The 24,799-nt window shown below is 71.3% G+C and carries 16 protein-coding genes; 8 read left to right on the forward strand and 8 right to left on the reverse strand.

Annotated elements, in window-relative coordinates; all coding sequences use genetic code 11:
• The first annotated feature begins 89 nt into the window (after positions 1 to 89).
• From OV208_RS01180 to OV208_RS01215, 8 genes are all read left to right on the forward strand, one after another.
• Positions 90 to 2,381, forward strand: coding sequence for a patatin-like phospholipase family protein (locus OV208_RS01180; RefSeq protein WP_267571929.1), 2,292 nt, complete (start codon positions 90 to 92; stop codon positions 2,379 to 2,381).
• A gap of 81 nt (positions 2,382 to 2,462) precedes the next feature.
• Entirely contained in the window at positions 2,463 to 2,990 is a 528-nt protein-coding gene (locus OV208_RS01185) for a DUF6232 family protein (RefSeq protein ID WP_267571930.1), read from the forward strand.
• A 106-nt stretch (positions 2,991 to 3,096) separates the two neighbouring features.
• A complete protein-coding gene (locus tag OV208_RS01190; protein WP_267571931.1) occupies positions 3,097 to 3,696 on the forward strand; it encodes a TetR/AcrR family transcriptional regulator in 600 nt (199 codons plus the stop codon).
• 131 nt (positions 3,697 to 3,827) lie between these two features.
• On the forward strand, positions 3,828 to 4,943 hold the full coding sequence (locus OV208_RS01195) for an efflux RND transporter periplasmic adaptor subunit (RefSeq protein ID WP_267571932.1): 1,116 nt from the start codon (positions 3,828 to 3,830) through the stop codon (positions 4,941 to 4,943).
• A gap of 45 nt (positions 4,944 to 4,988) precedes the next feature.
• Positions 4,989 to 8,111: an efflux RND transporter permease subunit gene (locus OV208_RS01200; protein ID WP_267571933.1), complete on the forward strand. Its 3,123-nt coding sequence runs from the start codon at positions 4,989 to 4,991 to the stop codon at positions 8,109 to 8,111.
• 143 nt (positions 8,112 to 8,254) lie between these two features.
• On the forward strand, positions 8,255 to 9,664 hold the full coding sequence (locus OV208_RS01205; RefSeq protein ID WP_267571934.1) for a TolC family protein: 1,410 nt from the start codon (positions 8,255 to 8,257) through the stop codon (positions 9,662 to 9,664).
• Positions 9,665 to 9,685: 21 nt separating this feature from the next.
• A complete protein-coding gene (locus tag OV208_RS01210) occupies positions 9,686 to 10,972 on the forward strand; it encodes a POTRA domain-containing protein (RefSeq protein WP_267571935.1) in 1,287 nt (428 codons plus the stop codon).
• A gap of 312 nt (positions 10,973 to 11,284) precedes the next feature.
• The gene (locus tag OV208_RS01215; protein WP_324291328.1) at positions 11,285 to 12,484 is read left to right on the forward strand and encodes a FadR/GntR family transcriptional regulator; all 1,200 of its coding nucleotides are present in this window, start codon (positions 11,285 to 11,287) and stop codon (positions 12,482 to 12,484) included.
• Between the two features lie 77 nt (positions 12,485 to 12,561).
• Here OV208_RS01215 and OV208_RS01220 read toward each other — a convergent pair whose 3' ends face one another.
• Genes OV208_RS01220 through OV208_RS01255 form a run of 8 tightly spaced genes read right to left on the reverse strand, consistent with a single transcriptional unit; the run spans position 12,562 to position 24,774 of the window.
• Complete coding sequence (locus tag OV208_RS01220; RefSeq protein WP_267571937.1) at positions 12,562 to 15,312, reverse strand: VWA domain-containing protein; 2,751 nt, start codon at positions 15,310 to 15,312, stop codon at positions 12,562 to 12,564.
• A complete protein-coding gene (locus OV208_RS01225) occupies positions 15,309 to 17,042 on the reverse strand; it encodes a vWA domain-containing protein (protein ID WP_267571938.1) in 1,734 nt (577 codons plus the stop codon). The genes OV208_RS01220 and OV208_RS01225 overlap by 4 nt, the downstream gene beginning before the upstream one ends.
• The gene (locus tag OV208_RS01230; protein WP_267571939.1) at positions 17,039 to 17,899 is read right to left on the reverse strand and encodes a DUF58 domain-containing protein; all 861 of its coding nucleotides are present in this window, start codon (positions 17,897 to 17,899) and stop codon (positions 17,039 to 17,041) included. Before OV208_RS01230 ends, OV208_RS01225 begins: the two co-directional genes overlap by 4 nt.
• On the reverse strand, positions 17,896 to 19,413 hold the full coding sequence (locus OV208_RS01235) for an ABC transporter permease (protein ID WP_267571940.1): 1,518 nt from the start codon (positions 19,411 to 19,413) through the stop codon (positions 17,896 to 17,898). The genes OV208_RS01230 and OV208_RS01235 overlap by 4 nt, the downstream gene beginning before the upstream one ends.
• Positions 19,410 to 20,393: an ABC transporter ATP-binding protein gene (locus tag OV208_RS01240; RefSeq protein ID WP_267571941.1), complete on the reverse strand. Its 984-nt coding sequence runs from the start codon at positions 20,391 to 20,393 to the stop codon at positions 19,410 to 19,412. The genes OV208_RS01235 and OV208_RS01240 overlap by 4 nt, the downstream gene beginning before the upstream one ends.
• Complete coding sequence (locus OV208_RS01245) at positions 20,390 to 22,198, reverse strand: hypothetical protein (protein WP_267571942.1); 1,809 nt, start codon at positions 22,196 to 22,198, stop codon at positions 20,390 to 20,392. The genes OV208_RS01240 and OV208_RS01245 overlap by 4 nt, the downstream gene beginning before the upstream one ends.
• Positions 22,191 to 23,189 (reverse strand): AAA family ATPase, encoded by a 999-nt coding sequence (locus tag OV208_RS01250; RefSeq protein ID WP_267571943.1) that lies wholly within the window; start codon positions 23,187 to 23,189, stop codon positions 22,191 to 22,193. Before OV208_RS01250 ends, OV208_RS01245 begins: the two co-directional genes overlap by 8 nt.
• A gap of 19 nt (positions 23,190 to 23,208) precedes the next feature.
• The gene (locus OV208_RS01255; RefSeq protein WP_267571944.1) at positions 23,209 to 24,774 is read right to left on the reverse strand and encodes a hypothetical protein; all 1,566 of its coding nucleotides are present in this window, start codon (positions 24,772 to 24,774) and stop codon (positions 23,209 to 23,211) included.
• Between the last annotated feature and the right edge of the window lie 25 nt (positions 24,775 to 24,799).

Consider the following 24,799-nt stretch of genomic DNA (forward strand, 5'->3'; position numbering starts at 1 on the left):
CGAGTGGCCCAGAAGCCTGTAGGCGTGGCGGCCAGCACGCCCGAAGTGACGCTCGGCGCCGCGACGGGAGCCCACGGGTGAGACGACACATGCAGGAACGACGGTCGTTGCACACGGGCCTGGGGCACGGCGCCGCCTTCGCATCACTCCTGCTCGTCGCGACCATGGCGAGAGCTGAAGCTCCCGAAGCCTCCCCGTTCCAGCGCGGCTCCAGTGCGTCCGCGTACTCCCTCACCGTCAGCGGTGGGGTGGCGCTGGGCGCGTACGAGGCGGGCTTCCTCGCGTACTCCGTCGCCGCGTCCCGGGAGGACGGCGTGGAGCGCCTGCGACTGATGACGGGCGCGTCGGCCGGCAGCCTCAACGGACTGCTGGCCGTACTCGCGGCGTGCGGCGAGAAGTCGCCCGGCCCCACCCGGTCCCTCTTCTGGGAGACGTGGATCCCCGTGGGCTACGACCGCCTCTTCGTTCCCGAGGACGTGACGCCCCTGGGCGCCTTCTCCCGGACGTGGCTGGAGTCCCAGGCGCGTCGCATCGAGACGGAGTGGAACCGAGGCCTCTCGCCCGCCTGCGACGTGGTGCTGGGCGTGTCCGTCACGCGCGTGGAGCCGCGCCTCGTGCACGTGGCGGGTGGACGCCTGCCGCTGCCGCGAATGGAGGAGAAGTTCGCCCTGCGCATCCAGGGACGTGGCCCTGGCCAGCCGCCGCGCGTGACGAACTACATCGCCCCCGGCAGCACCCGGCGCGAACCGCTGCTCGTCACCGACGCGCAAGGCGAAGTGGCGTTCTCCCGGGTGTCCGACCTCGTCCTCGCGTCGATGGCCTTCCCGGTGGCCTTTCCTCCCAAGGCGCTCGCCACCTGCGCGGCGGGCGCGACGGCCCGCCCTGGCGTGTGTCTGCCCGGCGAGGCGCACGAGGCCGACTACATCGATGGGGGCATCTTCGACAACACACCGCTGCGGCTGGCCGTGGGCCTGGCGCGCGACGGGCTCGCGCCCTCGCCGGAGGGCGGACCCATGCGCTGGCGCGATGCGAACGAGCCTGGGGGCCGGCGCTCGCCCACCGATGTCTTCTTCGTCTTCGTGGATCCAGACGCCACCGAGTACCCGGCGGCGCCCGGCCCGCAGGGTCCCCGCACGGAGCCGCAACTGCCACGGATGCTCGGCGGCGTGCTGGCGGCCTTCATCGACACGGCACGCTCCAAGGAACTCGCGCTGCTGCTCGAAGAGGAGCCGGAGATCGCCGAGCGCCTCGCCCTGCCGCGTCGGCACTTCCCGGCCGCGAGCGCTCCCCTGGCCGCGTTCCTCGGCTTCTTCGAGACAGCCTTTCGCAGCTTCGACTTCTACCTGGGCATGTACGACGCGCGGGTCCTGAACCAGCAGGCCGCCGAGGCGGGACTCGAGCACTTCGACCCGCCCGAGCAGGAAGGTGCGGACTGGACGCCCCTGTCCTGCATGCGCGCGATGTACGACGGGCTGCCCGGGGCCGACACCGCCTGCGCAGGCGAGGGGCTGGCGGACTTCCGCGCGCTGTTGCAGGTGTCGCTCGACCGGCTCTACTCCGTCTGCCACGACGCGAAGGCCGCATCAGGCCCGCGCGACTGGCGCAACGCCCACTGCGAGCGCGCCGCGGCCGGTGGGGCGCCGCCGCATGTGCCGGGCCTCTCACCCGCGCAATGGCCGGACTGGCACCAGGGCGCGCAGGAGACGGAGCTCGCGTACGTCCTGCGGCTGCTGGGTGCCTACGGCTTCCACTTCCGCGACCTCGGTGCGCCTCCAGGACGTGACGACCTCGCGCTCATGCGCATCCGGCAGGTGCTCGGGCACGCCGTGAAGCGGCTCGCCGACGTGCAACCGGAAGACGGATCCGCGGCCGTCGAGTTCGCGGGAAAACTCGTCGCCGACAGCCTGGCGTATGAGCCCCCGCGCACCTCGGTCCATTTCGTCATGGGCCCCACCCTCACCGAGCTGGGCTTGAGCCTCGGCACCTACGCGCCCTCGGTGCCTCGTGGGCTGCGGCTCTCGGGCGCCGTCGGCCTGCGGGGACTCCAGCAGGTGTTCTCCTCGGGCGGAGGCGAACCCTTCGCGCTGACCGCGGTCGCGGGCCCGGAGTTCCGGCCGGCCGCGCTACAGGCGTCGCTCGCCCAGGGGCGCCTCGCGCTGCGCGCCGGCTGGCAGTTCAGCACGCGGACCCCTTCGGACGGCGAGGACTGCGACTCCGTGGGGGTGAGCGCGTGCTCGCGCCCCCTGGTGCAGGCCCTGCTCGGCGCGACGTTCCTCGAACGCTTCCGCGTGCAGGTGGTGGGGGAATGGTACCCGCCCTCGGGTGGGCACCGGGGGCTGTGGTCCATCTCGCCGGGCATCGGCGTCGAGCTCAGCCCATGACGATTCAAGAGACGAAGCGGGGCAGGCCGGGCCCCGGCGTGACGGTCCAGCGCCAGGCCGGTGCGGACACGAGGTGACGACGTGCCAGACGCTCCGCATTCCAACGACGCTTCCGTGGGAACGACCGCGCCCCCCAGGGACGAGACGACAACAGTGGACGAGGTGCTCTTCGACTCCAGGGGCGTGCGGGTGACGACGCGGAACGTGAGGGTGCACGGCCGCACGTGGAGCCTGGAACACGTGCGCGGCGTCACGGTGTTGCTCCAGCCGTCCACCAACCTCTTCCTGCGCGCGCAGGCCCTGCTCACCGGGGCGCTGCTCCTGGTCCAGGTGCTCATGCAGGGTCCGCTCGCGACGTTCGTCCGCGAAGGCGGCCCCGGAGGCGGAGCGATCCGCATGGCGGCGCTCATGGGCTATGCGGCCCTGTCCTGGCGCGTGGTGCACTTCGAGCGCACCTACATCTGGCTGCACACCCGGTTCAGCTCGCAGGTGGTGTACCGGGGGCGTTCTTCGACGAGGGCCCGCGCGCTCGCCCAGGCGCTTCGCGAGGTCCTGCGACAGCAGGCGACGAACGATGCCCGGGAAGACGCGGCATCAGGGGCGGCGTGAGCGCTCCGTCGCGCCTGCCCGCCCGCCCTGCACCCGGGGGCATCCTCCGGGGCCAAAGTGGGTGCCGACTTGCGCTGACCCCGTGACCAGATTATAAATCCAGTCAATGAGTCCGGACCCACGCACCGCCATCCTCAACGCCGCCGGCGAAGTCTTCGCCCGGTTCGGCTTCAAGAAGGCCTCGGTCGAAGACATCGCCCGTCGCGCGGGGGTCGGCAAGGGCAGCATCTACCTGCACTTCGAGAACAAGGAAGCGCTGTTCGAGGCCGTCGTCCGACTGTCGCATGAGCGGAGCCTCTCCGAGCTCAAGGCGAGCGTCCGCCGTGCCACGACGCCCGAGGCCCAGGTCCGCGCCTTCATCCGTTGCAAGATGGAGCAGCACACCCGGGCGCCCGTGGGGCAGCGCATCGAGATGAGCACCCTCTTCGAGCTGGGCACGCAGGTCATGCACCTGGTGCCCCAGATGGTGGAGGTGGACGCGGCGGTCCTCGCGCACATCCTCGATGAAGGGGTGGCCCAGGGGGTGTTCTCCGTGGCCTCGTCCCAGCAGGTGGCCCGGGGCTTCGTGGAGCTCCTCATGCTGCTCGCGCCCAAGATGATGACGCAGGAGCCGGATGCCCGGGTGACGGAGGCGCTGGACGCATCCTTCGAGGTCTTCATCCGCGGCCTCGCGGCCCCACCCCTCCTGTCGCGACCCAAAGGCTGAACCACCGTCGGGTCCCACCCCACGAAGGGGCGGCGACGTATTCGCATGCCCAAGACTGACCAGAATACCAATCCAGTCATTAAGTTCCATATTCCCATGAAGCACCGACCTCCACAGCAAGGAACGAAGCCATGAAGGTGTTCTTGAAGGCAGCAGCGGTCGCGGTGGCGGTGGTGGCGACGGGATGCGGCGGTGGCGACAAGGCCGTCGTCCCGCAGGCTTCCGCCGCACAGGTCGTCCAGAAGCCGGTGGGTGTGCGGGCCGTCACACCGGCCACGCAGTTGGAGTCGAGCGTCCTGCAGGCCACCGGCAGCGTGCGCGCCAAGCAGGTGGCGACGCTGAGCGCGCAGGCGTCCGGCACCCTCACGAGCGTCAGCGTGAACGTGGGCGACACGGTGAAGCGCGGCCAGGCGCTGGCGCGGTTGGACACCTCCAACGCGCGCATCGCCGCAAACCAGGCGCGCGCCTCCAAGGCGGCGGCGGACGCGGCGCTGGATGGCGCGACGTCGGAGGTGGAGCGGGCCCGGGTCCTCGCGCAGTCGGGCAGCCTCCCGCGCGCCTCGCTCGACAAGGCGGAGGTGGGCCACCGCCAGGCCCAGGCCCAGGCCCAGCAGGCGGCCGCAGTCCTGGACAGCGCGCAGGAAGCGCTGCGCGATGCCACCCTCACGGCCCCCTTCGACGGGGTCATCACCACCCGCAAACTCAACGAGGGCGACTACGTGTCACCGGGCACGGCGGTCTTCGTGCTCGTCAACACGCAGGCGCTGGAGGTGCGCGCTCCCGTGCCCGAGTCCTTCGTGGACCGCGTGAAGGTGGGCACCGTCGTGAAGGGCACGCTCAACCCTTCCGGCGCCCCCTTCGAGGCGCGGGTGAGGAGCCTGGGCGCCACCATCGACGAGCAGACGCGCACCGTCGAAGTGCTCGCGGATGTGCTGCCGGCGAAGGAGGACGGGGCGCTCTTGCGCGCGGGCGCGCTCGTGGAGCTCGACTTCTCCAACGCGGGCGCCTCCGACGGAGCGCAGGAACAGGCGGGCCTCTTCCTGCCCACGCAGGCCGTCAACGCGCGTGGCCAGCAGGGCTTCGTCTGGGTGGTGCAGGACGGCAAGGCGCAGCGCCGTGACGTCAAGGTGGAGCGCGTGCTGCCCGGCTTCGTGCGCGTGGTGCACGGCCTGGGCCCCGCGGAGCGCGTCGTCGCGGACGCCAGCCTGCCGCTCCAGGACGGCACGTCGCTCCAGGTCGTCCAGTAGCCCGGCACCGCTTCCTTCCCTCCCCTTTTCCGCCGCACGCCAGCCATGCTCCAGACCTTCATCAAACACTCTGTCTTCACCGTCATGCTGATGGCGGCGGTCGTCGTCTTCGGACTCTTCGCCTATCCGCGAATCGGCGTGGACCAGTACCCCAACGTCGACATCCCGGTCGTCACCGTCACCACGCTGCTGCCGGGCGCGGACCCCGAGTCCATCGAGAAGAACGTCACCGACCCGCTGGAGGAGGCGCTCAACACGGTCAGCGGCGTGGATGAGCTCAACTCCATCAACCTGGAGAACGTCAGTCAGGTGACCATCAGCTTCAAGCTGGGCACCGACGTGAACGTGGCGGCCCAGGACGTGCGCGACCGCGTGCAGGCCACGCTGCGCTCGCTGCCGGACGACATCGAGACGCCCGTCGTGGAGAAGTTCGACATCGGCGCGGCGCCCATCCTCACGCTGTCCCTGTCGGGCGCCCTGCCCGTGGACGAGCTGACGCGCGTGGCCGAGGACGTGGTGAAGCCGTCCCTCCAGAGCCAGCCGGGCGTGGGCAGCATCAGCGTGGTGGGTGGCCGCAAGCGGGAGATCCAACTGGTGGTGGATCCGCAGCGGCTGCGCGGCTACGGCCTGGCCATTGGCGATGTCAGCCAGGCGCTCCAGTCGCAGAGCGTGGACCTGCCCGGCGGGCGCGCCACTCAGGGAGGCCGCGAGCGCATCGTGCGCCTGACAGCCGAGGCGCGCAGCGTGGGGGAGATTGGCGACATCATCGTGGCCAGCCCCAACGGCACGACGGTGCGCGTGCGGGACGTGGCGGCGGTGGTGGACGGCGCGCAGGAGGCGCGTGGTGTGGCCCGCTCGGACACGGGCGCCGCCATCGCGCTCGTCGTGCGCAAGCAGTCGGGCGCCAACACGGTGCAGGTCGCGGAGAGCGTCAAGGAGTCCCTCGCGGAGCTCAACACCGAGCTGCCCGAGGGCGTGACGGTCAGCACCATCAGCGACAACTCCACGACCATCCGCGCCTCCATCCACGCGGTGCAGGAGGACATGCTGATTGGCGGTGTGCTCTCCGTCATCATCGTGCTGCTCTTCCTGCGCGACCTGCGCTCCACGCTCGTCGCCGCCGTCGCGCTGCCGGTGAGCGTCATCGGCACCTTCGCGGTGATGGCGCTGCTGGGCTTCACCTTCAACATCATCACCATGCTGGCGCTGACGCTCTCCATCGGCCTGCTCATCGACGACGCCATCGTGGTCATCGAGAACATCGTCCGCCACCTGGAGGAGGGGAAGACGCCCATGCAGGCGGCGCTGGAGGGCACCCGGCAGATCGTCATCGCGGTGCTCGCGGTGACGCTCGCCATCGTGGCCGTGTTCATCCCCGTGGCCTTCATGGAAGGGACGATTGGCCAGTTCTTCTTCCAGTTCGGCGTCACGGTGGCCGTGGCGGTGCTCATCTCCTACGCGGTGTCGATGACGCTCACGCCCATGCTCTCCAGCCGCCTGCTGAAGGCCCACAGCCACGGCGGCTCCAAGAACCGCGTGAGCGCCGCCATCGAGCGCGTGCTCGTGGGCATGGAGAACGGCTACCGCCGCATCCTCGGCCACGTGCTCAACCGGCGGGCCGTGGCGGTGGCCGTGGCGGTGGGCGTGCTGGTGCTGACGCTGGGCATGGCCCGCTTCCTCAAGTTCACCTTCATCCCCCCTTCCGACAACGGCGCGGTGCGCGTGACGCTGGAGCTGCCCGTAGGCTCCACCCTCGATGACACCGAGCGGGAGCTGGCCAGCGTGGCCACGCAGGTGCGCACCCTGGAAGGCGTGAAGGAGACCTTCATCACGGCGGGCGGTGGCACCCTGGAGGAAGTGCACAAGGGCGAGTTGCTGGTGAACCTGGTACCGCGCAAGGAGCGCGCCTTCGACCAGGAGGCCTTCAAGGTGCGCCTGCGCGGTGCACTGCCGCGGATTCCCAACGTGATGCTCTCCGTGCAGGACGCCTCCGGTGTCGGCGGCGGCGGCCGCACCCAGCAGGTGCAGTACGTGCTGCGCGGCACGGACTGGCCCCAGGTCGTCGCCGCCAACGAGAAGATGCTCGCCGTGATGAAGTCCAACCCGGGCTTCACCGACATCGACACGACGTTCCGCAGCGGCAAGCCGCAGTACGACGTGCGCATCGACCGCGAGCGTGCCGCGAAGCTGGGGGTGCCGGCCGCGCAGGTGGGCCTAGCCCTGCGCTCCTACCTGGGCCGCGACGAGTTCATGACCTACCGCGAGGGCGGCGAGACGTACGACGTGAAGCTGCGCCTGCCCGACGCCACGCTCGCCTCCGAGCAGGCGCTGGGGCAGCTCACCGTGCGCACCACGGGCGGCCAGTTGGTGGAGCTGCGCAACGTGGCGAACATCACCCCTTCCGAGGGTCCGGTGCAGATCGACCGTCAGAACCAGAAGCGGCAGATCACCCTGCTCGCCAACCTGGCCCCCGGCTACACGCTGGGCGAAGGGATGGGCTACCTCACGGCGCAGGCCCAGCAGGACCTGCCCAAGGGCGTGGTGGGCAGCTTCGCCGGCAACGCGAAGGAGATGGGCAAGACGGCCGTCGCCTTCGGCACCGCGCTGGGGCTGGGCATCCTCCTGCTGTACATGATTCTCGCGGCGCAGTTCGGCAGCTACATCCACCCCTTCACCATCATGCTGTCGCTGCCCTTCGCGCTCATCGGTGCCATCGGTGCGCTGCTGCTGTCGGGCAACGCCCTGTCGATGATTGCCCTCATCGGCGTCATCATGCTGATGGGCCTGGTGGTGAAGAACGGCATCCTGCTCGTCGACTTCACCCAGCAACTGCGGGATGCGGGCAGGAGCGCACGGGACGCACTGCTGGAGGCCGCGCCGGTGCGCCTGCGCCCCATCCTCATGACGACCATCGCCATGGTGGCCGGCATGGTTCCGGTGGCGCTCGCCAAGGGAGACGGCGCGGAGACGCGCGTGCCCATGGCGCTCGTCATCATCGGCGGCCTCATCACCTCCACGGTGCTGACGCTGGTGGTGGTGCCCGTCGTCTACTCGCTGCTGGACGGGCTCTCCGCGCGCTTCAGCCGCCGCAAGGGCGACGCGCATGAGGTGGAGGTCCCGGTGGCCTCCAGCGTGGTGAACCCCCGCCTCGTGGAAGAGGGGTCTTGATGACGACGAAGCAGGCGCCCACGCCGCGCTGACGGCAACCCGCTCCCAACCCATTCCGGAGGTCATCGCCGTGGTCCCTTCGGGGCCCGCGATGACCTCCGTGTGTCCACTTCCTCCCCACCGTCTCCACCCCGGCCTCCACCATGTTCATCCGTGCTCTTCTCTCCAGCGTCCTGCTGACGCAGGCCCCCACTTCGCAGGCGGCCCCCTTCGCCACCGACGCACCCGTGAAGCCCACGGCATCCAGTGTCTCCGACCTGCCGGGGCAGGCCTCCAGCACCGGGACGGTGGCTGCGTTCCCGCTGCTCACCCTGGAGGAGGCCATCGCCCTCGCGGAGAAGCAGAACCCCAACCTCGACGCCGCCCGCGCCCGGCTCCAGCAGTCCCGGGAGCTGGGCAACAAGGCCTGGTCGGGATACCTCCCCACCGTCACCGCGAGCGGCGCGTACACCCGGAATCCGCAGGAGCTGTCGTTCGCGCTCCCCGGGGTGCCGGAGCCCATCATCTTGCAGAATCAGGATCAGCTCTCCGGCCAGCTCTCCGCGCGGCAGGCGCTGATCGTGCCCACGCTGTGGCCCGCCATCAAGAACGCCTACCTGGGCGAGAAGACGGCGGCGCTGACCGCGGAGAACACCCGCCGGGAGATCCTCTTCGCGGTGGCGCAGGCCTACCTCGGCGCCGCGAGCCTGCGGGAAGCCATGGCGGTGCAGGAGCAGTTGCTGGAGGTCCGCCGGGGCTTCGAGCGCGACGCCCAGGCGCGCTTCGAGGCCGGCGACGCGGAGAAGCTGGCCGTCCTCCGGGCGACGCTGGACCGCAAGCAGGCGGAGCAGGAGGTGGTGCGCAGCCGCAACGCCTACGCCACCGCGAGGAGCTCCCTGGCCGCCCTGCTCGCGCGGCCGGTGGACTTCGACGTGGCGCCTCCCCAGGGCAACGCGGTCGCGGTCCCTCCCGAGGCGGATGACGCGGCGGTCGCGGAGAAGACCGCGCTCGACCAGCGCCCGGACGCGGCGGCCGCGCGGCTCAACGTGGACGTCGCACGCGGCGGCCGTCGTCAGGTCCTCTTCGAGTACCTGCCCAACCTCTACGCCAACGGCAATGCCTCCACGACGAACACCGCCGGGCTCACCGGCCAGGCCTCCACCTGGACGGTGGGATTGGCCCTGTCATGGAACCTGTTCGACGGCGGGCTGCGCGAGGCCAAACTGCGGGAGTCCTCCGGGAAGATCGCCGAGGCGAACGCCAACCTGCGCGGGCTCGAGGAGCAGATTCGCGACGAGGTGCGCAAGTCGCGCAGCGAGCTGGAGAGCGCGGAGGCCAACCTCGGGACGGCCGAGGAGCGCGCGAAACTCGCCTTGGAGAGCGCGCGACTGGCGAAGCAGAACTTCGACGCCGGGGCCACGACCTACCTCCAGGTGACGGACATCAACGCGACGCTCGCGAGCGCTCAACTGTCCGCCGTGGCCGAGTCGCTCAACGTGCGCCTCTCCCGCCTGGCGCTGATGCGAGCGATGGGACTCTTCGACCCCACGGGCCACTCGCTGGCGCCGCGGTAGTCGCCACGCGGGACCGAGCCCATGAGAACCACGTCCGTCCTCCTGCTCGTCGTGGGGCTTCCAACCCTGGCCCAGGAACCAAAGCCCGAGCTGTCTCCACCGGAGGCCTTGAGGGTCGAGGCCACCGCGCCGGAACCCGAGCCGCTGACGGGGCGCATCGAGCGCATCGAAATCCAGGGCAACACCCGCACGCAGGACTTCGTCATCGTCCGGGCACTGCGCAGGGTCCCGGGCGACAGCCTCACCGCCGGGGACTTCGACGAGTTGGAGCGAAGGCTGCTCAACCTGAAGCTCTTCACGAACGTCGAGGTGTCCACGCGCGCGGAGGGCACGGGCGTCGCGCTCCAAGTCGCGGTGGAGGAGCGCTGGACGCTGCTGCCCATTCCCGTCTTCACCTCCAGCGACGGGCAATGGCAGGCAGGCGTCTTCGCCGTCGAGACCAACCTGCTGGGCCTCAACAAGACCGTGGTGTTCGGCGGTCTGGGAGGCAACCGCGGAGCCACGCTGTTCACGATGTACAAGGACGCGAGCATCCTGGGCAGCCGCTGGACGGGGCTCGTCACGCTCCAGGCTTCCAGGACGGACCGCGAGCGGCGCGTCGAGGACATCATCGTCGATGGGTACACCGACCGTCGCTTCGACATCGCGGGCACGCTCGGCTTCCAGCTGACGCCGGAGCTGAACGTCGGCGTGGGCATGTTCTCCCTCACCAACAAGCCCCTGACATCGCAGGTGGGAGGACAGGTTCCCCAGCAGGGGGCGGTGCATGGCGTCACCGCCATGGCGGAGTACCTGGGCCAGGACTTCCACTTCTATTTCAACGAGGGCCTGGTGGCCCGGGCCACCTATCGAGAGGGAGTCAGGGGCTTCGGATCATCCCGGGACCTGCAACAGCTCTCCCTCTCCGCCAGCTATACGCTGCCCGTGATGGGCACCCATGCGCTGACCCTCACCGCCATGCATGGACGGTCCCGAGGCGACCCCTCCCTGGATGCGCAGTTGCTGGGAGGCAGCATGGGGAGCCGGGGCTTCACCGCCGCGACCCTCTGGGCGGAGACGGCGAGCACCGCGACGTTGGAGTATCAGGCGCCGTTCTGGAGCCACCGCCTGGCGACGTTCACCGCGCATGTCTTCGTGGATTTCGGCCGGGTGAAGTGGAAGGACACGGTGACCCGGTATGCCGCACCGGGAGCGGGGTTCCGCGTCTACCTCCGGGACGTGGCCATTCCTGCCGTCGGCCTTGAAGTGGTGCGCGATCCGGAGTCGGGAGACTTCCTTCCCGTCGCCACGGTGGGATTCGGTTTCTAAGCAGGTCGCCAGAGGTTCGTTACCCAATCCGGCGACCCGAAGTGCTCCGCGACGACGTGCGCCTTGCGGAGCGCAGCCGTGAGCCGCGACGCCGCGCTGGAGCGGACGCCAAGGCGCGTCCATGGACAGAGGCGTCCGCCGGGCACACTTCACGCCGAACCTGTCCGACTGTCGGACAGGTTCGCGCCACCTGAAGCCGCGGGCCGCGCCGGACCGCCAGGGCGACGAGGACGGTGGGCCCTCAAGTCCATGTCAGACGTCTCTGATTGGGTAGCAGAAGCTTTGGCGAGGAGGGCGATGGGGATGGAGCGGATGGGGCTCGTTGCGCAGGTGGAGGAGCAGCTCGAGCGAGAAATCATGCTGGGGCGGCTTCCGGAAAGCGGCCAGTTGGGCTCGGAGCAGAAGCTGGCGTGCGGTTACGGGGTGAGCCGGGGCACCGTGCGCGAGGCGCTGCGGCGGCTGGCGGCGCGGGGCCTGGTGGTGCAGCGCCCCGGGCGCAAGACACGCGCGGTGGCGCTGGACGCGTCGCTGACGCTGGAGAACCTGGGCCTGGCGCTGCATGACGAGCGCTCCCCGGAGGGCCGGGAGTTGCTGGAGGGCTTCTTCTGCCTCAAGCGGCAGGTGCTGGTGGAGCTGCTGGCCGACTGCTGCGCGAGTGCTTCCGCGCCGAACCTGGGGCTGCTGGCGGACGCGTGCTTCAGGCTTTGGGACGCGGCCCGCTGGGAGTCCGGCACACGCTGCGCGCAGTTGGAATTCGAATTGTTGCGGTTGGCGGCCCGAGTGGCGGCCCGTCCCGGGCACCTGCTCCTCATCCAGTCGCTGCAACGAGCCCTGCGGGGCAACGCGGCCCGGCTGCTGCTCCTCATGGGCGGCGAGTCGCTGCGCGAGTGGACCTGCCAAGCGATGGGAGCCCTGCGGGAGCGTGACGCGCGGACGCTCCAGCACACGCTGCCAGCGCTGCTGAAGGCGTGTGATGAGCGGGTGCTGGAGCGATTCGCGCCCGCCCTCCAGGACAAGGCACGGGAGGCCCACCCCTGCGTGCGAGCGCGTTGCCCCGGACGCCTCGCGCCCGCTGGCGAGGACACCGTGGTGCTCGCGGAGGCACCCGGCCCCCAGGCGCTGGCCCTTCGCGTGGAGCCGGACAGCGGGGCGCTCCGGGCTCCAGCCGCCCTGGGTTTCAACCCCGGCGAGCCTGGCGAGAAGAGCGCCGGAGGGGAGGTGCCGGGCTCCGTCTCGGGCAACCTGTCCGACTGTCGGACAAGTTGGGACGCTTCGTCCGCGGAGGGAGGCTTCCATCCAGAGCCTCCCCCCCACCGGCTTTCGCGAACAAACCACGACGCCCAGGGCCACTCCCCACCCACCACCGGACCGGTGGGCGGTGCGCCGCTGGAGCCTCCAGGACCTACGCCCCAGGCTCCCGTGCTTCGTGAGCGGCCACGGCCCTTCGTCTCTTCTCGCGTCCATGACGCTCGGCCCTGCCTTCCCATTGGGAGGAGCGCCTGCGTCGATTGACCTCGGATGCCTCTCGACCCAGCTTCCGCACCGGATTCGTCAACGAACTTCTACCTGCTCAGGGGCGTTGCTCCTGCTCAGCGTCCCGTCCGGCGCCGGATGCGTGCACGCGCGGCCTCCAACGCGGAGTCCACGCCGGCAGGCGGCTTCGGAGGCTCGGGTGCTGGAGGCGGAGCTGATTCCTCCGAGGCTTGAGGCTTCTTCCCGGACGCCGTCGTCGCGGAAGGCTCCGTGCGCGGCGCGGACGCAGGGCCGCGCGCGATGGACTCCTTCGCGGGTCGCGTTCGGGCTGCTCGCACCCGGGGCGCGGAGAGGAAGCGGCGCACGGCCACCTCCGACAGCAGCACCGCCAGCGCGAGCGCCACCAGCCACGGCGCCAGCGGTACGCGTCCTTCAGACTCCGGCGCTTCCGCGAACAGGCCCGTCATCGACAAGCGCTCCTGCCCACCGCCCACCGCCGCCAGCGCGCGCAGGAGCTTCAAGCCCTCCTTCGCGCTGCCCGGTTCGAACTCCGGCGCGTACGGCAGCGCCACGGGCGGCGCCCTCAACACGCGACCGCCCCACTTCACCACCGGGTGCCACGTGCCACTGCCGGACAGCGGGTACTCAGCTACCAGCCGATCCTCGTCCTCCCAGTGCAGCGGCTTCTCCACCCCGGCGCGCCCGTCACCCGACAGCAGCACCGCCGTGGGCAGGGCGCCCGGCATCGGCTCGCCCGGCGGCAGGTCCAACGTCACGCGCAGCAGGTTGCCCTGGCGCTCCGAGCGCACCACCGCCTCTTCCTTCGGCGTGGCGCTCCCCATCGACCAGCGCACCATCGATTCCAACGTCGCTCTCAGCGCGCCCCACTCGCGCAGTTCGCCCGTGTACTTCCCGTCCACTTCCGCCGTGAGGGCCACCACGCGTCCCGCGCCATGCGGCCACAGCGCCAGCACCGGCGCGGCGTTGGTGTCCAGCGTGCGCAGCGCCACGTTCGCGCGAGGCTTCAGGTACGTGAGGTTGTAGCCGCCCACCTGCGGCAGGCCCTGCGTGGGCAGCGGCCCCAGCAGCGGCAGGTCCGGCGCGGCCTCCAGCGACGCGGGCTCGTCCACGAAGGTGGCCCTCGCCACCGCGAGCGTCTCCTGGCTGAAGATGCGCGGCAGGCTCATCGCGTCCTCGGCGAAGTAGACGCGCCCGTTGCCCCTCCGGGCCACCTCGCGCAGCAGCTCCGCGTCCGGATCCGCCGGCGTGCCCAGACCGATGACGGACACCGTCACGTTCGCCTCTCGCAGCGCGGCCAGGGTCGCCTGGTAGTCGCCCGGTTCCTCGGAGTCCGCCGCGTCGGAGAACAGCACCACGTGCCGCGTGGGCTTGTCGCTGCGGAGGATCTCCTTGCGCGCCGTGCGCAGCGCCACGCCCACGTAGATGCCACCACCGCCGCTGAAGCCGCTCGCCACCTTGTTCAGGGGCAGGCCTTCGCTCACCGGACTCAACGGGAAGACTTCGTGAGACTCCGTGTCCACCATGTGGATGGAGGCTTCATCGTTCCCGTTGAGGAGCGTGAGCGCCGCCGTGACGCCCTCCGCGGCCAGCTCCATCTTCGTGCGTCCATCCGGCACCTGCATGCCCATGGAGCAGCTCGAATCCATCAGCACGCTCATCGCCACCGACGCGCGCCGCTGCTCCTCGCGCATCTCCAGCGACACGGGCAGCAGCGGCTCCACGGGCGAGCGCCGATAGCCGCCCTCGCCGAAGCTCGTCCGCCCGCCCGTCATCACGAGCCCACCGCCAGCCTGATCCACGTAGTCCGCCAGCGCGTTCAGCCCCGTCTCGCCGAGCGCATTGGCGTCCACGTTCTCCAGCACCACCACGCCGACGCCATCGAGCGCATCCAGCGACACGTGGAATGGCGCCCGCACGTCCACCTGCATGCCCGTCGTACCCAGCGCCTTCGCCAGCGTGCCCGTGGGCTGTTGGGTGATCAGCAGCACGCGCGGCGGCCCTTCCACGCGCAGCACGCCCACGCCCACGTCGTTCTCCGGGACACCATCCCCCGCGACCTCCACCGTGAGCCGGTAGTGCACGAGCCCCGGCTCCTCCAGCAGGTCGCGCAGGGGTAGCAGGTTCGCCCCGGCCTTGAAGTCGAAGGGCCCCTTCACCAGCACGCGCCCGTCACGCTCCAGTCGCACGGTGCCGGTGACGGCGGAGGTGGCCTGCACCACGGCGGAGAACTGGAATGGCTCACGCACGGAGACGGTGGCGGGCACGTCCAGCGACACGACGGCCACGTCCAGCGCGGGCTCTGGACGGGCCACCTGCCGGTAGTCCACCGCGATGCCTCGCGCCGCCAGACGCCGCGTCGCGCCCCGAGCATCCGCGCCCGTGGACCGACCGTCGGAGACGACCAGCACCCGGCCCGTACGCTCGGGGGGAATCAGCGCGCCCGCGGCATCCAGCGCGGTGGACAGGTCCGACGCCTCCGCGTCCACGGGCCGCGTGAAGCCGCCGAAGCGCCCCACGTCCGACAGCGGGGACTCCACCCGGGCCTCGCGGCCGAAGGTGACGACACCCACGCGGTCACCGGGCCGGCGCTGAGACTCCACCAGGGACACCAGCTCCTGCGCCACCCGGTCCACATCCAGCGGCATGGACCGCGAACGGTCCACCACCACCGCCACATCGCTGCCCGCGTTGGCCAGTCGCAGCTCGGGCCCCGCGAGCGCCCCCACGCCGAGCACCAGCAGCACCCAGCGCAACACCATGGGTAGACCGGGCCTCCGGCCGTAGCGCCACAGGAAGAGCCCCAGGGGCAACAGCAGCAACCACGCCTGCGGAAGGGTGAAGGTCATGCCTTCCTCGTGACGTAGAAGTCAGCCAGCAGCGCGGCCAGCAGCACCACCAGCGGCCAGCGGGCGCGCTCCTGTGCACCGCCCCCCGCGGTGCCCTCCCCTGCTTCCTTCGCCGGCACATCGGCGCTGCCCCTGCCGCGCAGGTCCGACTCACGCGCATCCAGCGCCAGCACCTCCAGCGAATCCACTTCGGTGCCGTCTCGCTCCAGCACGTAGCGGCCGGGACTCGTGGGCGCGGACAAGCTCAGTGCCCCCGCGCCGAACACCGGCTTGCGTCCGGACGGTCCGACCAACGCGTAGCGCGCACCCGCCTCCGTGACCACGGGCAGGGCTTCGCCCAGGTTGAGCTGGTGCCGGGGAAAGCCCTCGCGCAGTCGCCGTGCCTCGCGCACCACGTTTCCCAGCAGCACCGGCCATGCGGTGGTGCGCTGAAGATTGGAGCGCGCCAGGTCCACGTTGAGGTGCAGCCGTCCGCCCTCCTCTTGCGACACCAGCACCGCCTCGCCCGCCGTCACCAGCGGACGACCGGGGGGATTCGTTCCCGCCGTCCACCGCACCCCGGCGAGCTGCACGTCATCCATCAACGTGCTGCCCTTCTCCGTGAAGAACGGGCCCACGAAGGTGCGCAGCGTTCCTTCCGCGCCCAGCGTCACCCGGGCCTCGGCGCTCGAAGGTCCCACCGACAACACCGGCGCACCGGGAACGGGCGTGCCATGCGCCACGTCCGGAGACACCGCCAGGAAGCGCTCCAGGGCCTGCTTCGCCGCGGGTGACAGTCCTTCGGTCAGGCCCACCGACACCGGCATCACGGGCGAGGGCGGCAGGCGCACGTGTCCGTCCTCGGGCAGCGCGTCGTCCGGCAGGGACACCTCCACGTCACCGGCCTCGCGGAAGGTGAGGCGCACCGTCGCGGCGCCTTCTTCCGGCAGCGCGATGCGTTCGATGCGCTCCGTGCCCTCACGCGCACCCGGTCCTGGCGCCGCGCGCACCCGCGCCTCCACTTCCGCGGGCCCCGCGCCGAAGCGCGCCACCCGCAGCGTCACCGTGGCCCGGCCGGACTCGTCACGCCGCTGCGCGGACACCAGGGCCACGTTGCCCTGGGAGCGCCCCAGCGCCGTCCAGCGCACCGAGGGGGGAACGACCGTGTCCTCCGACGGGGGCGCATCGGTGAAGAAGTGCACGTGCTTGCCGGGCCCGGACAGCTCCTGCGCCCACAGGAGCGTGGGCGCGACGTCGTGGTCCGGCCCGCGCGACTCGAAGGATTCCAGTGCGCCCAGGGCGCGTGACGCTTCGACCTCCGGCCCGGCCACCACGTGGGGCGACACGCCACTCGCCAGCACCGTCACGTGCGTGGCGCCTTCCGCCTCCACGCGCTTCGCCGCTTCCGAGCGCACGCGCTCCAGCACCGTCTTCCCGTCCGGGGTTCGCGCGGACATGGACAGGCTGCCGTCCACCACCAGCACCAGATGTCGGCGACGGGCCATCTCGCCCCAGCGCACGTCCGCCAGGAACAGCGCGGCGGCCAGCACCGCGAGCACCTCCAGCAGCAGTGACGCCTCGCGCGTGAAGCGCTCCCACCGGGGTCCGCCCTCCGCGCGAGGACGTGGCGTGCGCCACAGGAACAACGCGCTCACCACGACCGGCTTCTGCCGACGGCGCAGGAAGTACGCAGCCACCAGCGGCACCAGCGCGCCCAACGCCAGCAGGCCCCACGGAAGTCCGAAGCTCACGCCCCGCCTCCCGCCACGAACAGCGGGCGCAGCGGCCCCGCCACCTGGGCGCGCAGCCCGTCCGCCGTGCTCACCGTGAGCAGCGTTCCCCGCGCTCGCGCCGCGGCACTCCGCAACGCGCGCTGGTGTTCGGCGAAGCGGCGGGCATACGCGGCCAGCACGCCGTCCGTCAGCAACTCTTCCAGCGCCACGCCACTCTCCGCGTCCACCAGCCGAGCCCCCTCGCCGCCCGAGGGGTCCAGGTCCTCCGCGTCCAGCACCTGCACCAGGAACAGCGCCGACGCCCCCCGCGACAACCGGGCGCACAACGCCTCCAGGTCCGTCTCGAAGAGGAAGTCGCTCACCACCACCCGCAGGCCACAGGGCCGCAGGGGCGGCAACCGACCCAGCGCCGAGGCCAGGTCGTCCTGCGCCTCGAACTCCGCGCCCCGGAGCGCCGTGCGACACGCCGGCCCCTGCACCCGCTCCGACCGCGCTCCACCCCACAGCAGCGTCGGCGACAACCCCTGCCGCCCGCCCACCTCCACCGTGAGCAGCGCCACCTCGCGAGCCCCCGCCGCCTTGCGCGGCGACAACCCCATGCTGCGCGAGCCGTCCAGCACCACCTCCACGCGCGGCGACACCTCGTCCTGGCGCACGCGCAACACCAGGTCCCCGGTGCGCGCCACCGCGTTCCAGTCGAGCTGCCGCAGGTCATCCCCCGGCTGGTACATGCGGAAGTCGTGCAGCTCCATCGCACTGCCCGCGGACGTGGCGCGCACCTCGCCCACCCGCCCGCGCTGCGGCACGCGCGGCAGCGCCAGGGACAACCCCGGCACCAGCCGCGCCACCTCCGCCTCGTCCAGCCGGGAGCTCACGGCGCGTGGGCCTCACGCTCGCGCCTCGCGAGCACCCGGTCCGCCGCGAACGCGCACAGCAGCGCAACCAGCGCCACGCACAGCAGCAGCTCCGGCGGCATCCGGAGACCGGACGGATCATTCCAGTCATAGCGACCGAAGTTCAGCGTCCCCACCACGGGGTTGAGCAGGTTGAGCAATTCATCCCCCGCCTCCAGCCCCAGGAACACCGCCAGCAGCGGAGGAACGCCAGCCCCCAGCGCTCCCGCCGCGACGAAGAGCAGCCGCACCGCCACGGGCGACGCGAACCGGCCTGACTTCGGCATCCGTCCCAGCAGCAGCGCCACCGACAGGTAGATGACGCCGTAGAGCGCCAGCGCCACCAGCGCCATCCCCATGCGCATCCTATCGGTCGAAAATTCCGACGCCCACAGCAGCCCCGCGCACCCGGCCGCCCAGCCCAGCAGCAGCAACACCGTCAGTCGGAAGCCGCGCAGGGCGCCGGTCCTGAAGAGCGACCAGGGCCGCGTGCCCGCGCGCAGCGGCCGGGACTGGCCATCCACGTCCGACACCGTGAAGAGGCCGGTGAGGATGAGATGCAGCCCGCCGAGGATGCCCGCGACGCTCGGGACGTCGTTGTCCCGGTCCAGGAACCACCACACCGCCGCCACCCCCAGGAACGTCAGCACGGCCTGGACCACCAGCACCCGCCGGGGATGCCGCGTGTAGTTCTCCGTCACGAGCGACAGCCGCGCCACCGCCGCCTCGAACAGCAGCCACCCGTCCGACAGCAGCAACCAGAGCCCCGCGCCCAGCGCCAGGAAGAACTCCTTGTCGAAGGAGAACCCGCGCCCCCGACCCTCCGTCATCACGAAGATGAAGGTGAGCGCCTGGAAGAACGTCACCACCAGCGCGGCCACCAGCGCGAAGCGCACGAACGCCCGCCCCATCCGCCCGTCCGCCAGCGTCGCCGCGCACACCGACGCGAACGTGAGGAACATCAGCCACGCCCCGCCCAGCATCAACACCATCAGGATGGTGGGCAGGTCGATGCCGTTGAGGAAGTAGCTGAACAGCAGGAACGGCCCCACCGCCGACGCGTACAGCGCCGCCTGCACCAGGAAGGACGTCACCTTGCCGCCCAGGATGCGCCGGGGCCCCAGCCCCGTGAGCAGGAGCAGCGACCACGTCTCGTCCTCGCGCTCACGCGCCAGCGAACGGTACGCGTTGAAGGGGATGACCCCGAAGTGCACCAGCCCCAGGCACACGAAGAAGGAGAAGAAGTACGTGCGCCCCTCGCGCGAGTACGACGTCCCCCGCGTGTTCACGTACGCGATGAGCGACAGCACCAGGCACGACAGCAGGAGCAGCCCGAAGCACACCCAGAAGACGCGCGTGCGCAGCCCCTGCCGCACCTCCTTCACCACCAGCGGGTTGAGCCGGTCGCCCCACTTCTCCCACCGGTCGGACACCCCGGCCGGGGAGACGGGGACCGCCTCGGACGCACCCGACGCCGGACTTGCTTGCGTGCTCACGCCACCCTCCCCTTCGTCACCGTCATGAAGGCATCTTCCAGGTTGCGCTCACGCGGGCTGAAGGCGCACACCGGCAGCCCCTGCGCCACCAGCGTGGCCAGCAGCGCCGCCGCGGCGGCCTCCGCCTGCATCGGGCCGGAGCCCTGTTCCAGCTCCAACCGCACGCGCAGCGAGCCTGCCTCGCGCGTCACGTCCTTCACGCGCGGCTGCTCCAACATCAACCGCTCCGCGCGAGCGCCCATCGCCTCGCCCTCCGCTCCCGCCGCCAGGCGCACCACCAGCTCCACCCTCTGGGAGGCGTCCGCGCCCGAGCGAAGCAGGTCCTCCACGCGGCCCTGCGCGAGCAGGCGCCCCTGTTCGATGATGACGCAGGAGTCGCAGATCTCCGCCAGCTCCGTGAGGATGTGGCTGGAGATGATGACCGCCTTGCCCTGATCCGCCAGCGCGCGCAGCAGCTCCCGCAGTTCGATGCGCGCCCGTGGGTCCAGGCCGTCCGCGGGCTCGTCCAGCAGCAGCAGCCGGGGGTCATGCAGGAGCGTGCGCCCCAGGGCCACGCGCTGACGCATGCCCTTGGACAGCTCCGTGGTGAGCTTCTCCGCCAGGGGAATCAACCCCGTGAACTCCATCACCGAGTCCACCCGCTGCCGCCGCTGCGCGCCCTTCAGTCCGTACGCGCGCGCGAAGAAGTCCAGGAACTCCCTCACGGTGACATCGTCGTAGGTGCCGTAGCGGTCAGGCATGTAGCCCAAGAGCGGCCGGGCCTGGTCTGGCGCGTCCACCAGCGACTTGCCGTCCAGCAGTACCTCGCCGGCGGTGGGCACATCCAGCGTGGCCAGGATGCGCAGCGTGGTGCTCTTGCCCGCGCCGTTGGGACCGATGAAGCCCAGGATGCCGCCGGCCTCCAGCGAGAACGTCACGTCGTCCACCGCGCGCAGCGCCCCGTAGTCGCGACGCAGGCCCTTCACTTCCAGCAGGCTCATGGCCGCACCTCCTCGAACGCACCGCGCACCAGATGCACCCCGGACTCCAGGTCCACGTCCACCGCCGCCGTGGGCGCGAAGCCCCGACCGCCCAGGCGGACCAGGAAGGCCCCATCGATCAGGTCTCCGTCGGTCACCCGCGCCGACGTCGGGAAGCGCATGCCCGGTTGGTACGTCAGACTCAACGGATGATTCTGTTCGAGGTCGAGCAGCGCCACGTTCTTCTCGCTGGTGATGAGCTCGGCCTTCGCCTCGGCGCCGTCCGCGATGACAGGCAGGTCCCAGAGCTGGCCCTGGAAGCGCAGGCGGCCCGCCTCCACGGCCGCCCCGAGCGCGTTCTGCACGACGAGCCCCTCCTCCACCTTGCGCGCGGTGAGCCGTGCTCGCGTCGGGAGCACCGCCACCTCGCCCCACTCGCGGTAGGTGCGCGAGGGCAGGAAGCTGTCGCGCAGCACCAGTCCCTGCGTCCAGTCCAGGACGCGCGGCGGGTCTTCCGGCTCCGTGGGAGACAGCAGCACGCTGGAGGCGGGCATGCTCACGCCCTCCTCGGCCAGGTTGGCGTACCAGGCGGTGAGCCCCACCGTCACCGCGCGCGAGCGTTCGCGGTCCAGCACCGTGAGGCTGTAGCGCGAAGCATGCACGCGGAAGCCATCCACCAGCACCGACCAGGCCACCAGTCCCAGACACGTGATGGCCGCCAGCGCGGGCACGGCGATGAGCACCGCCAGCGGACCCTTGCGCCGGGCGAGCATCAACCCGCCAGGGCCCACCGCGAGCGTGAAGAGGAAGATGAGGAGCATGAAGCGGCCCACGGGCGCACGCGCGCTTTCCAGCAGCGGAGTCCTCCCATCGCGCAGCAGGCTGTTGCGATCCCACCGCGGTGGCGGACCCGCGGGCACCACGGCGCCCGTCACCTCATGGGTGTCCATCGCGAGCTGCTGCCCGCACGCATCGGGCGTGTCACGGCAGCCGAGGAACTGGCGCACCTGACCAAAGCCATACGGGGACAATTCCGAGCCGACGTCCTCGAGCAGCGGAAAGTGCAGGCGCGGATTGGCCGGCGGACGGGCGAGCACCAGCCGGCCCCCGGTCAGGGCGAAGGACTCCAGCACGGCCCAGACGTCGTCGGGCACCTCCTCCGACGACGCCGTCACCAGCACCGCGTCGTAGCCTACGTACGCAGCCAGCTCGCGAGGAGCGGTGCGGGCATCGAGGAAGCGCGCGGCGACGAGGGGTTCCTGGTTCTCCGCCACGCGACTCAGTTGGGTCGCGTTCTCGAAGGACTTCACGTCGCCCAGCACCATCACGCGCGCGCCCCGGTAGCTGTCCAGGTAGAAGCCCTCGGTGGCGGTGGGCATCCCAGGGGAGTCCATGTGCAACTGCCCGGATTGGATGTCCGCGGGCAGCATCAGGTAGGTGACGACGCGCTCGCGCGCACCCAGTTGGAGCGAGCGCTCCGTGATGCGGCCCTGGCCGTGGATGGACAGGCGCACCGGACGCGGCTGGCCGCTGCTGTTGTGCACCGTCACCTGGATGGGGGTGTAGCCCCGCTGCGGCACCAGCGTGACGGAGCGCAGGGTGGCCTTCAGGTCGCCCTCTTCGGGGAAGGTCTCGGGCGTCTCCACCACCTCGCGGTAGCCGGTGGCCTTGTCCTTGTCCGCCACCTCCGCGGCTTCCGCCACGACCGCCACCGCGGGCGCGGGCGCCACCGCAGGCACGGGCGCGCTCACTTCGGTGGCGCTCGCGAGCGTCGTGCAGAGCAGCGCCACGGCGAGCACCGGGCCCCGGGGCAGGTGCCTAACCACGGGGCACCTCGGGAATGGCCTTGAGCAGCTCGCGCACCACGTCCGGCGCGGTCACCTTCTCCAGGGACGCCTCATAGGCCAGCACCAGCCGATGGTTGAGGACCGAGGAGGCAGCGGCCACCACGTCGTCGAAGCCCACGTTGGGCCGGCCGTTCAGGAGCGCGAGCGCACGGCCCGCGGCGGCGAGGGCGAGGGCCGCGCGGGGGCTCGCGCCAAAGCGCACGAAGCGGCGCACGGTGTCGGGGGCGGAGGCCTGACGCGGGTCGGTGGCCTCCACGAGCCGTCCGATGAAGTCCGCCACTGGGCCGGGCAGGTGCACGCGGTCCACGGCGGCGAACAGGCGCGACAGGCCCTCCGCGTCCAGCACGGGCTCCTGCGCGGGAGGTGCGCCGCGCACGCGCGTGGTGAGCAGGATGCGCAGCGTCTTCGCGCCGACGGGCGGCACCAGGATGCGGAAGAGGAAGCGGTCCAGTTGCGCTTCGGGCAGCGGGTACGTGCCCTCCAGCTCGATGGGGTTCTGCGTGGCGAGCACGAAGAAGGGGTCGGGCAGGGGCCGCGTCTGGCCCAGCACCGTCACCGAGCGCTCCTGCATGGCCTCCAGCAGCGCGGACTGCGTCTTCGGGCTGGAGCGGTTGATTTCATCCGCGAGGACGAGGCTCGCGAAGAGCGGCCCCTCGCGGAAGACGAAGTCGCGGCGCGCCTCGCCCTCCAGCACGTAGGTGCCGGTGATGTCGCCGGGCAGCAGGTCGGGGGTGAACTGGATGCGGCGGAAGGGCAGCGCGAGCAGTCGCGCCAGGGCCTTGCACAGCTCCGTCTTGCCCAGGCCGGGCAGGCCCTCCAGGAGCACATGGCCCCGGGCGAGCACCGCCACCACGACCTGCTCGACGACCCCTTCCTGGTCGAGCATCACCTGATTGAGCCCGGCCTTGAGCCGGGAGGCTACATCCGCCGCGCCTTGTGCTTCGGCGGGACTCAGAAGCTCCGCTGCCACGTCGATTCCCCCTGCTGGACTACCGACCACCGAAGTACCGCTTCACGAGGTCGCGGTTGCGAGGCAGCAGCGGACCGGAACCCGGTCCCGCCGTCGCATCGCCCTTCGCGCCCGTGCCCTTCGCTCCCGCCGCGCCCGCCTGCCCCGTCCTGGCCTGCGGATCCGCGGCGCGAAGCCCCCACAACTCTTCCGCGTCCCCGCCGTGCCCTTCTGGCAGCGGCTGGAAGGCGAGCCGGTCCGGATCCATCTCCGCCTCGCCACCAAAAACGAGCGGACTGCTCTCGCCACCCCGGCCCACGCCCGCGCCGTTGCCCGGCTTCATGTTCCGGCTCGCGTGCTGGCCGCCCTGCTGGCCCTGGCCGTCACCCTCTCCGTCCCCGTCCTGGCCCTGCTGGCCCTGTCCCTGGCCGCGCTGGCCCTGCCCCTTCTGCCCCTGTCCCTGGCCAGACTGCTGCCGCCGGGTGGGACGCCTCGCCTGGGCCCCGCGGTTCCCCGCAGCGTTGTTTTCCTCGCCGAAGCGCTGGGCCAGCGCCTGCTGCCGGCGCTCCAGCGTGCGGCGAAGGTCCGCGACCTGATCCGGAGAGCCAGAGGCCTGCGCACGGGCGGAAGCACGAGCCCGGGCCTCGCGGGACGGGTCGCCCGAAGCCTGCTGCGAGCCTTGCTTGTCACCGCCCTGCTTGTCGCCGTCCTGATCCCCAGCGCCCTGCCCCTGCGAGCCCTGCTGGGACGAAGCCTGGGCTTCGCCGTCCTCGGATGGTCCGTCCTGTTCCTGCCCTCCCTTGGAGCGCGCATCGAGCGCCATGAGGGCCTGTTCCAGGGACTCGCGCTCGCGGGTGGCGGACTCGGCACCGCCAGCAGCGGCGAGAGCGTCCTCGAGTTCCGTGGCGGCCTCGGAAGCGCGGTTCAGGTCAGCAGCGGCCTCGGAGGCGCGTTCAGCGAGCCGCTGTTCCAGGGCATCGGAGGCCTCCCAGTCGGCGGAGTCGAAGCGGCCCTGCGCGACCTCGTCGGACAGCCGGCGCAGTTCCTCTTCGACATCCTGGCCCAGGGGCTCCTCACGAGCGAGGGCCTCCGCCTGGGCCTGCACGGCGGCGACCTGGGTCGCGGCGGCGGCGTTGATGTTCGACGTGCGGAGCGCGGGCAGCGGAACCAGGAACCCCACGGCGAGGAACAGGAGCGCACCCAGCAATGCGCCCAAGGGCCGACGCCAGGGCACCTCTGGAAGCTTCACCTGCTGGGCGAACTGATTGAGGCTCAGCTCCCACTCACCGACGGGGCGCTCCAGGCGCGTGAGCAACAGGCCCCCGGCCCCGGCCGAACGGTCCGCGAGCACCGCCGCGTACTCCAGCGACACGCCCCGGGAGCGGGCCCGCACGAACCACCAGGCAAGGCCCGCGACGACGAGCGGAGGCACGGCCCAGACAGCGGCGCCCCGCAGCAACATGCGACAGAGCACGCACGCGGTGGCGGTGGCCCAGGCGGGAACGAGTCCCGCGCCCAGCCAGGCCACGGCATTGAGACGCCGCTGCACGCGCCGGATGGGCGCGAGCACGAGGGACTGGAAGCGGCGTTCTTCGCTGGCGGCCATGGAAGGAGGGCAGTGTCGGACACCC

This window comes from Corallococcus sp. bb12-1 (assembly GCF_026626765.1).
In the GTDB taxonomy this organism is placed as follows: domain Bacteria; phylum Myxococcota; class Myxococcia; order Myxococcales; family Myxococcaceae; genus Corallococcus; species Corallococcus terminator.

Coding starts and splice junctions, on each gene's coding strand:
- OV208_RS01180 (WP_267571929.1), top strand. CDS start 90: ATGCAGGAACGACGGTCGTTGCACACGGGCCTGGGGCACGGCGCCGCC.
- OV208_RS01190 (WP_267571931.1), top strand. CDS start 3,097: ATGAGTCCGGACCCACGCACCGCCATCCTCAACGCCGCCGGCGAAGTC.
- OV208_RS01195 (WP_267571932.1), top strand. CDS start 3,828: ATGAAGGTGTTCTTGAAGGCAGCAGCGGTCGCGGTGGCGGTGGTGGCG.
- OV208_RS01200 (WP_267571933.1), top strand. CDS start 4,989: ATGCTCCAGACCTTCATCAAACACTCTGTCTTCACCGTCATGCTGATG.
- OV208_RS01205 (WP_267571934.1), top strand. CDS start 8,255: ATGTTCATCCGTGCTCTTCTCTCCAGCGTCCTGCTGACGCAGGCCCCC.
- OV208_RS01210 (WP_267571935.1), top strand. CDS start 9,686: ATGAGAACCACGTCCGTCCTCCTGCTCGTCGTGGGGCTTCCAACCCTG.
- OV208_RS01215 (WP_324291328.1), top strand. CDS start 11,285: ATGGGGCTCGTTGCGCAGGTGGAGGAGCAGCTCGAGCGAGAAATCATG.
- OV208_RS01220 (WP_267571937.1), bottom strand. CDS start 15,312: ATGACCTTCACCCTTCCGCAGGCGTGGTTGCTGCTGTTGCCCCTGGGG.
- OV208_RS01240 (WP_267571941.1), bottom strand. CDS start 20,393: ATGAGCCTGCTGGAAGTGAAGGGCCTGCGTCGCGACTACGGGGCGCTG.
- OV208_RS01255 (WP_267571944.1), bottom strand. CDS start 24,774: ATGGCCGCCAGCGAAGAACGCCGCTTCCAGTCCCTCGTGCTCGCGCCC.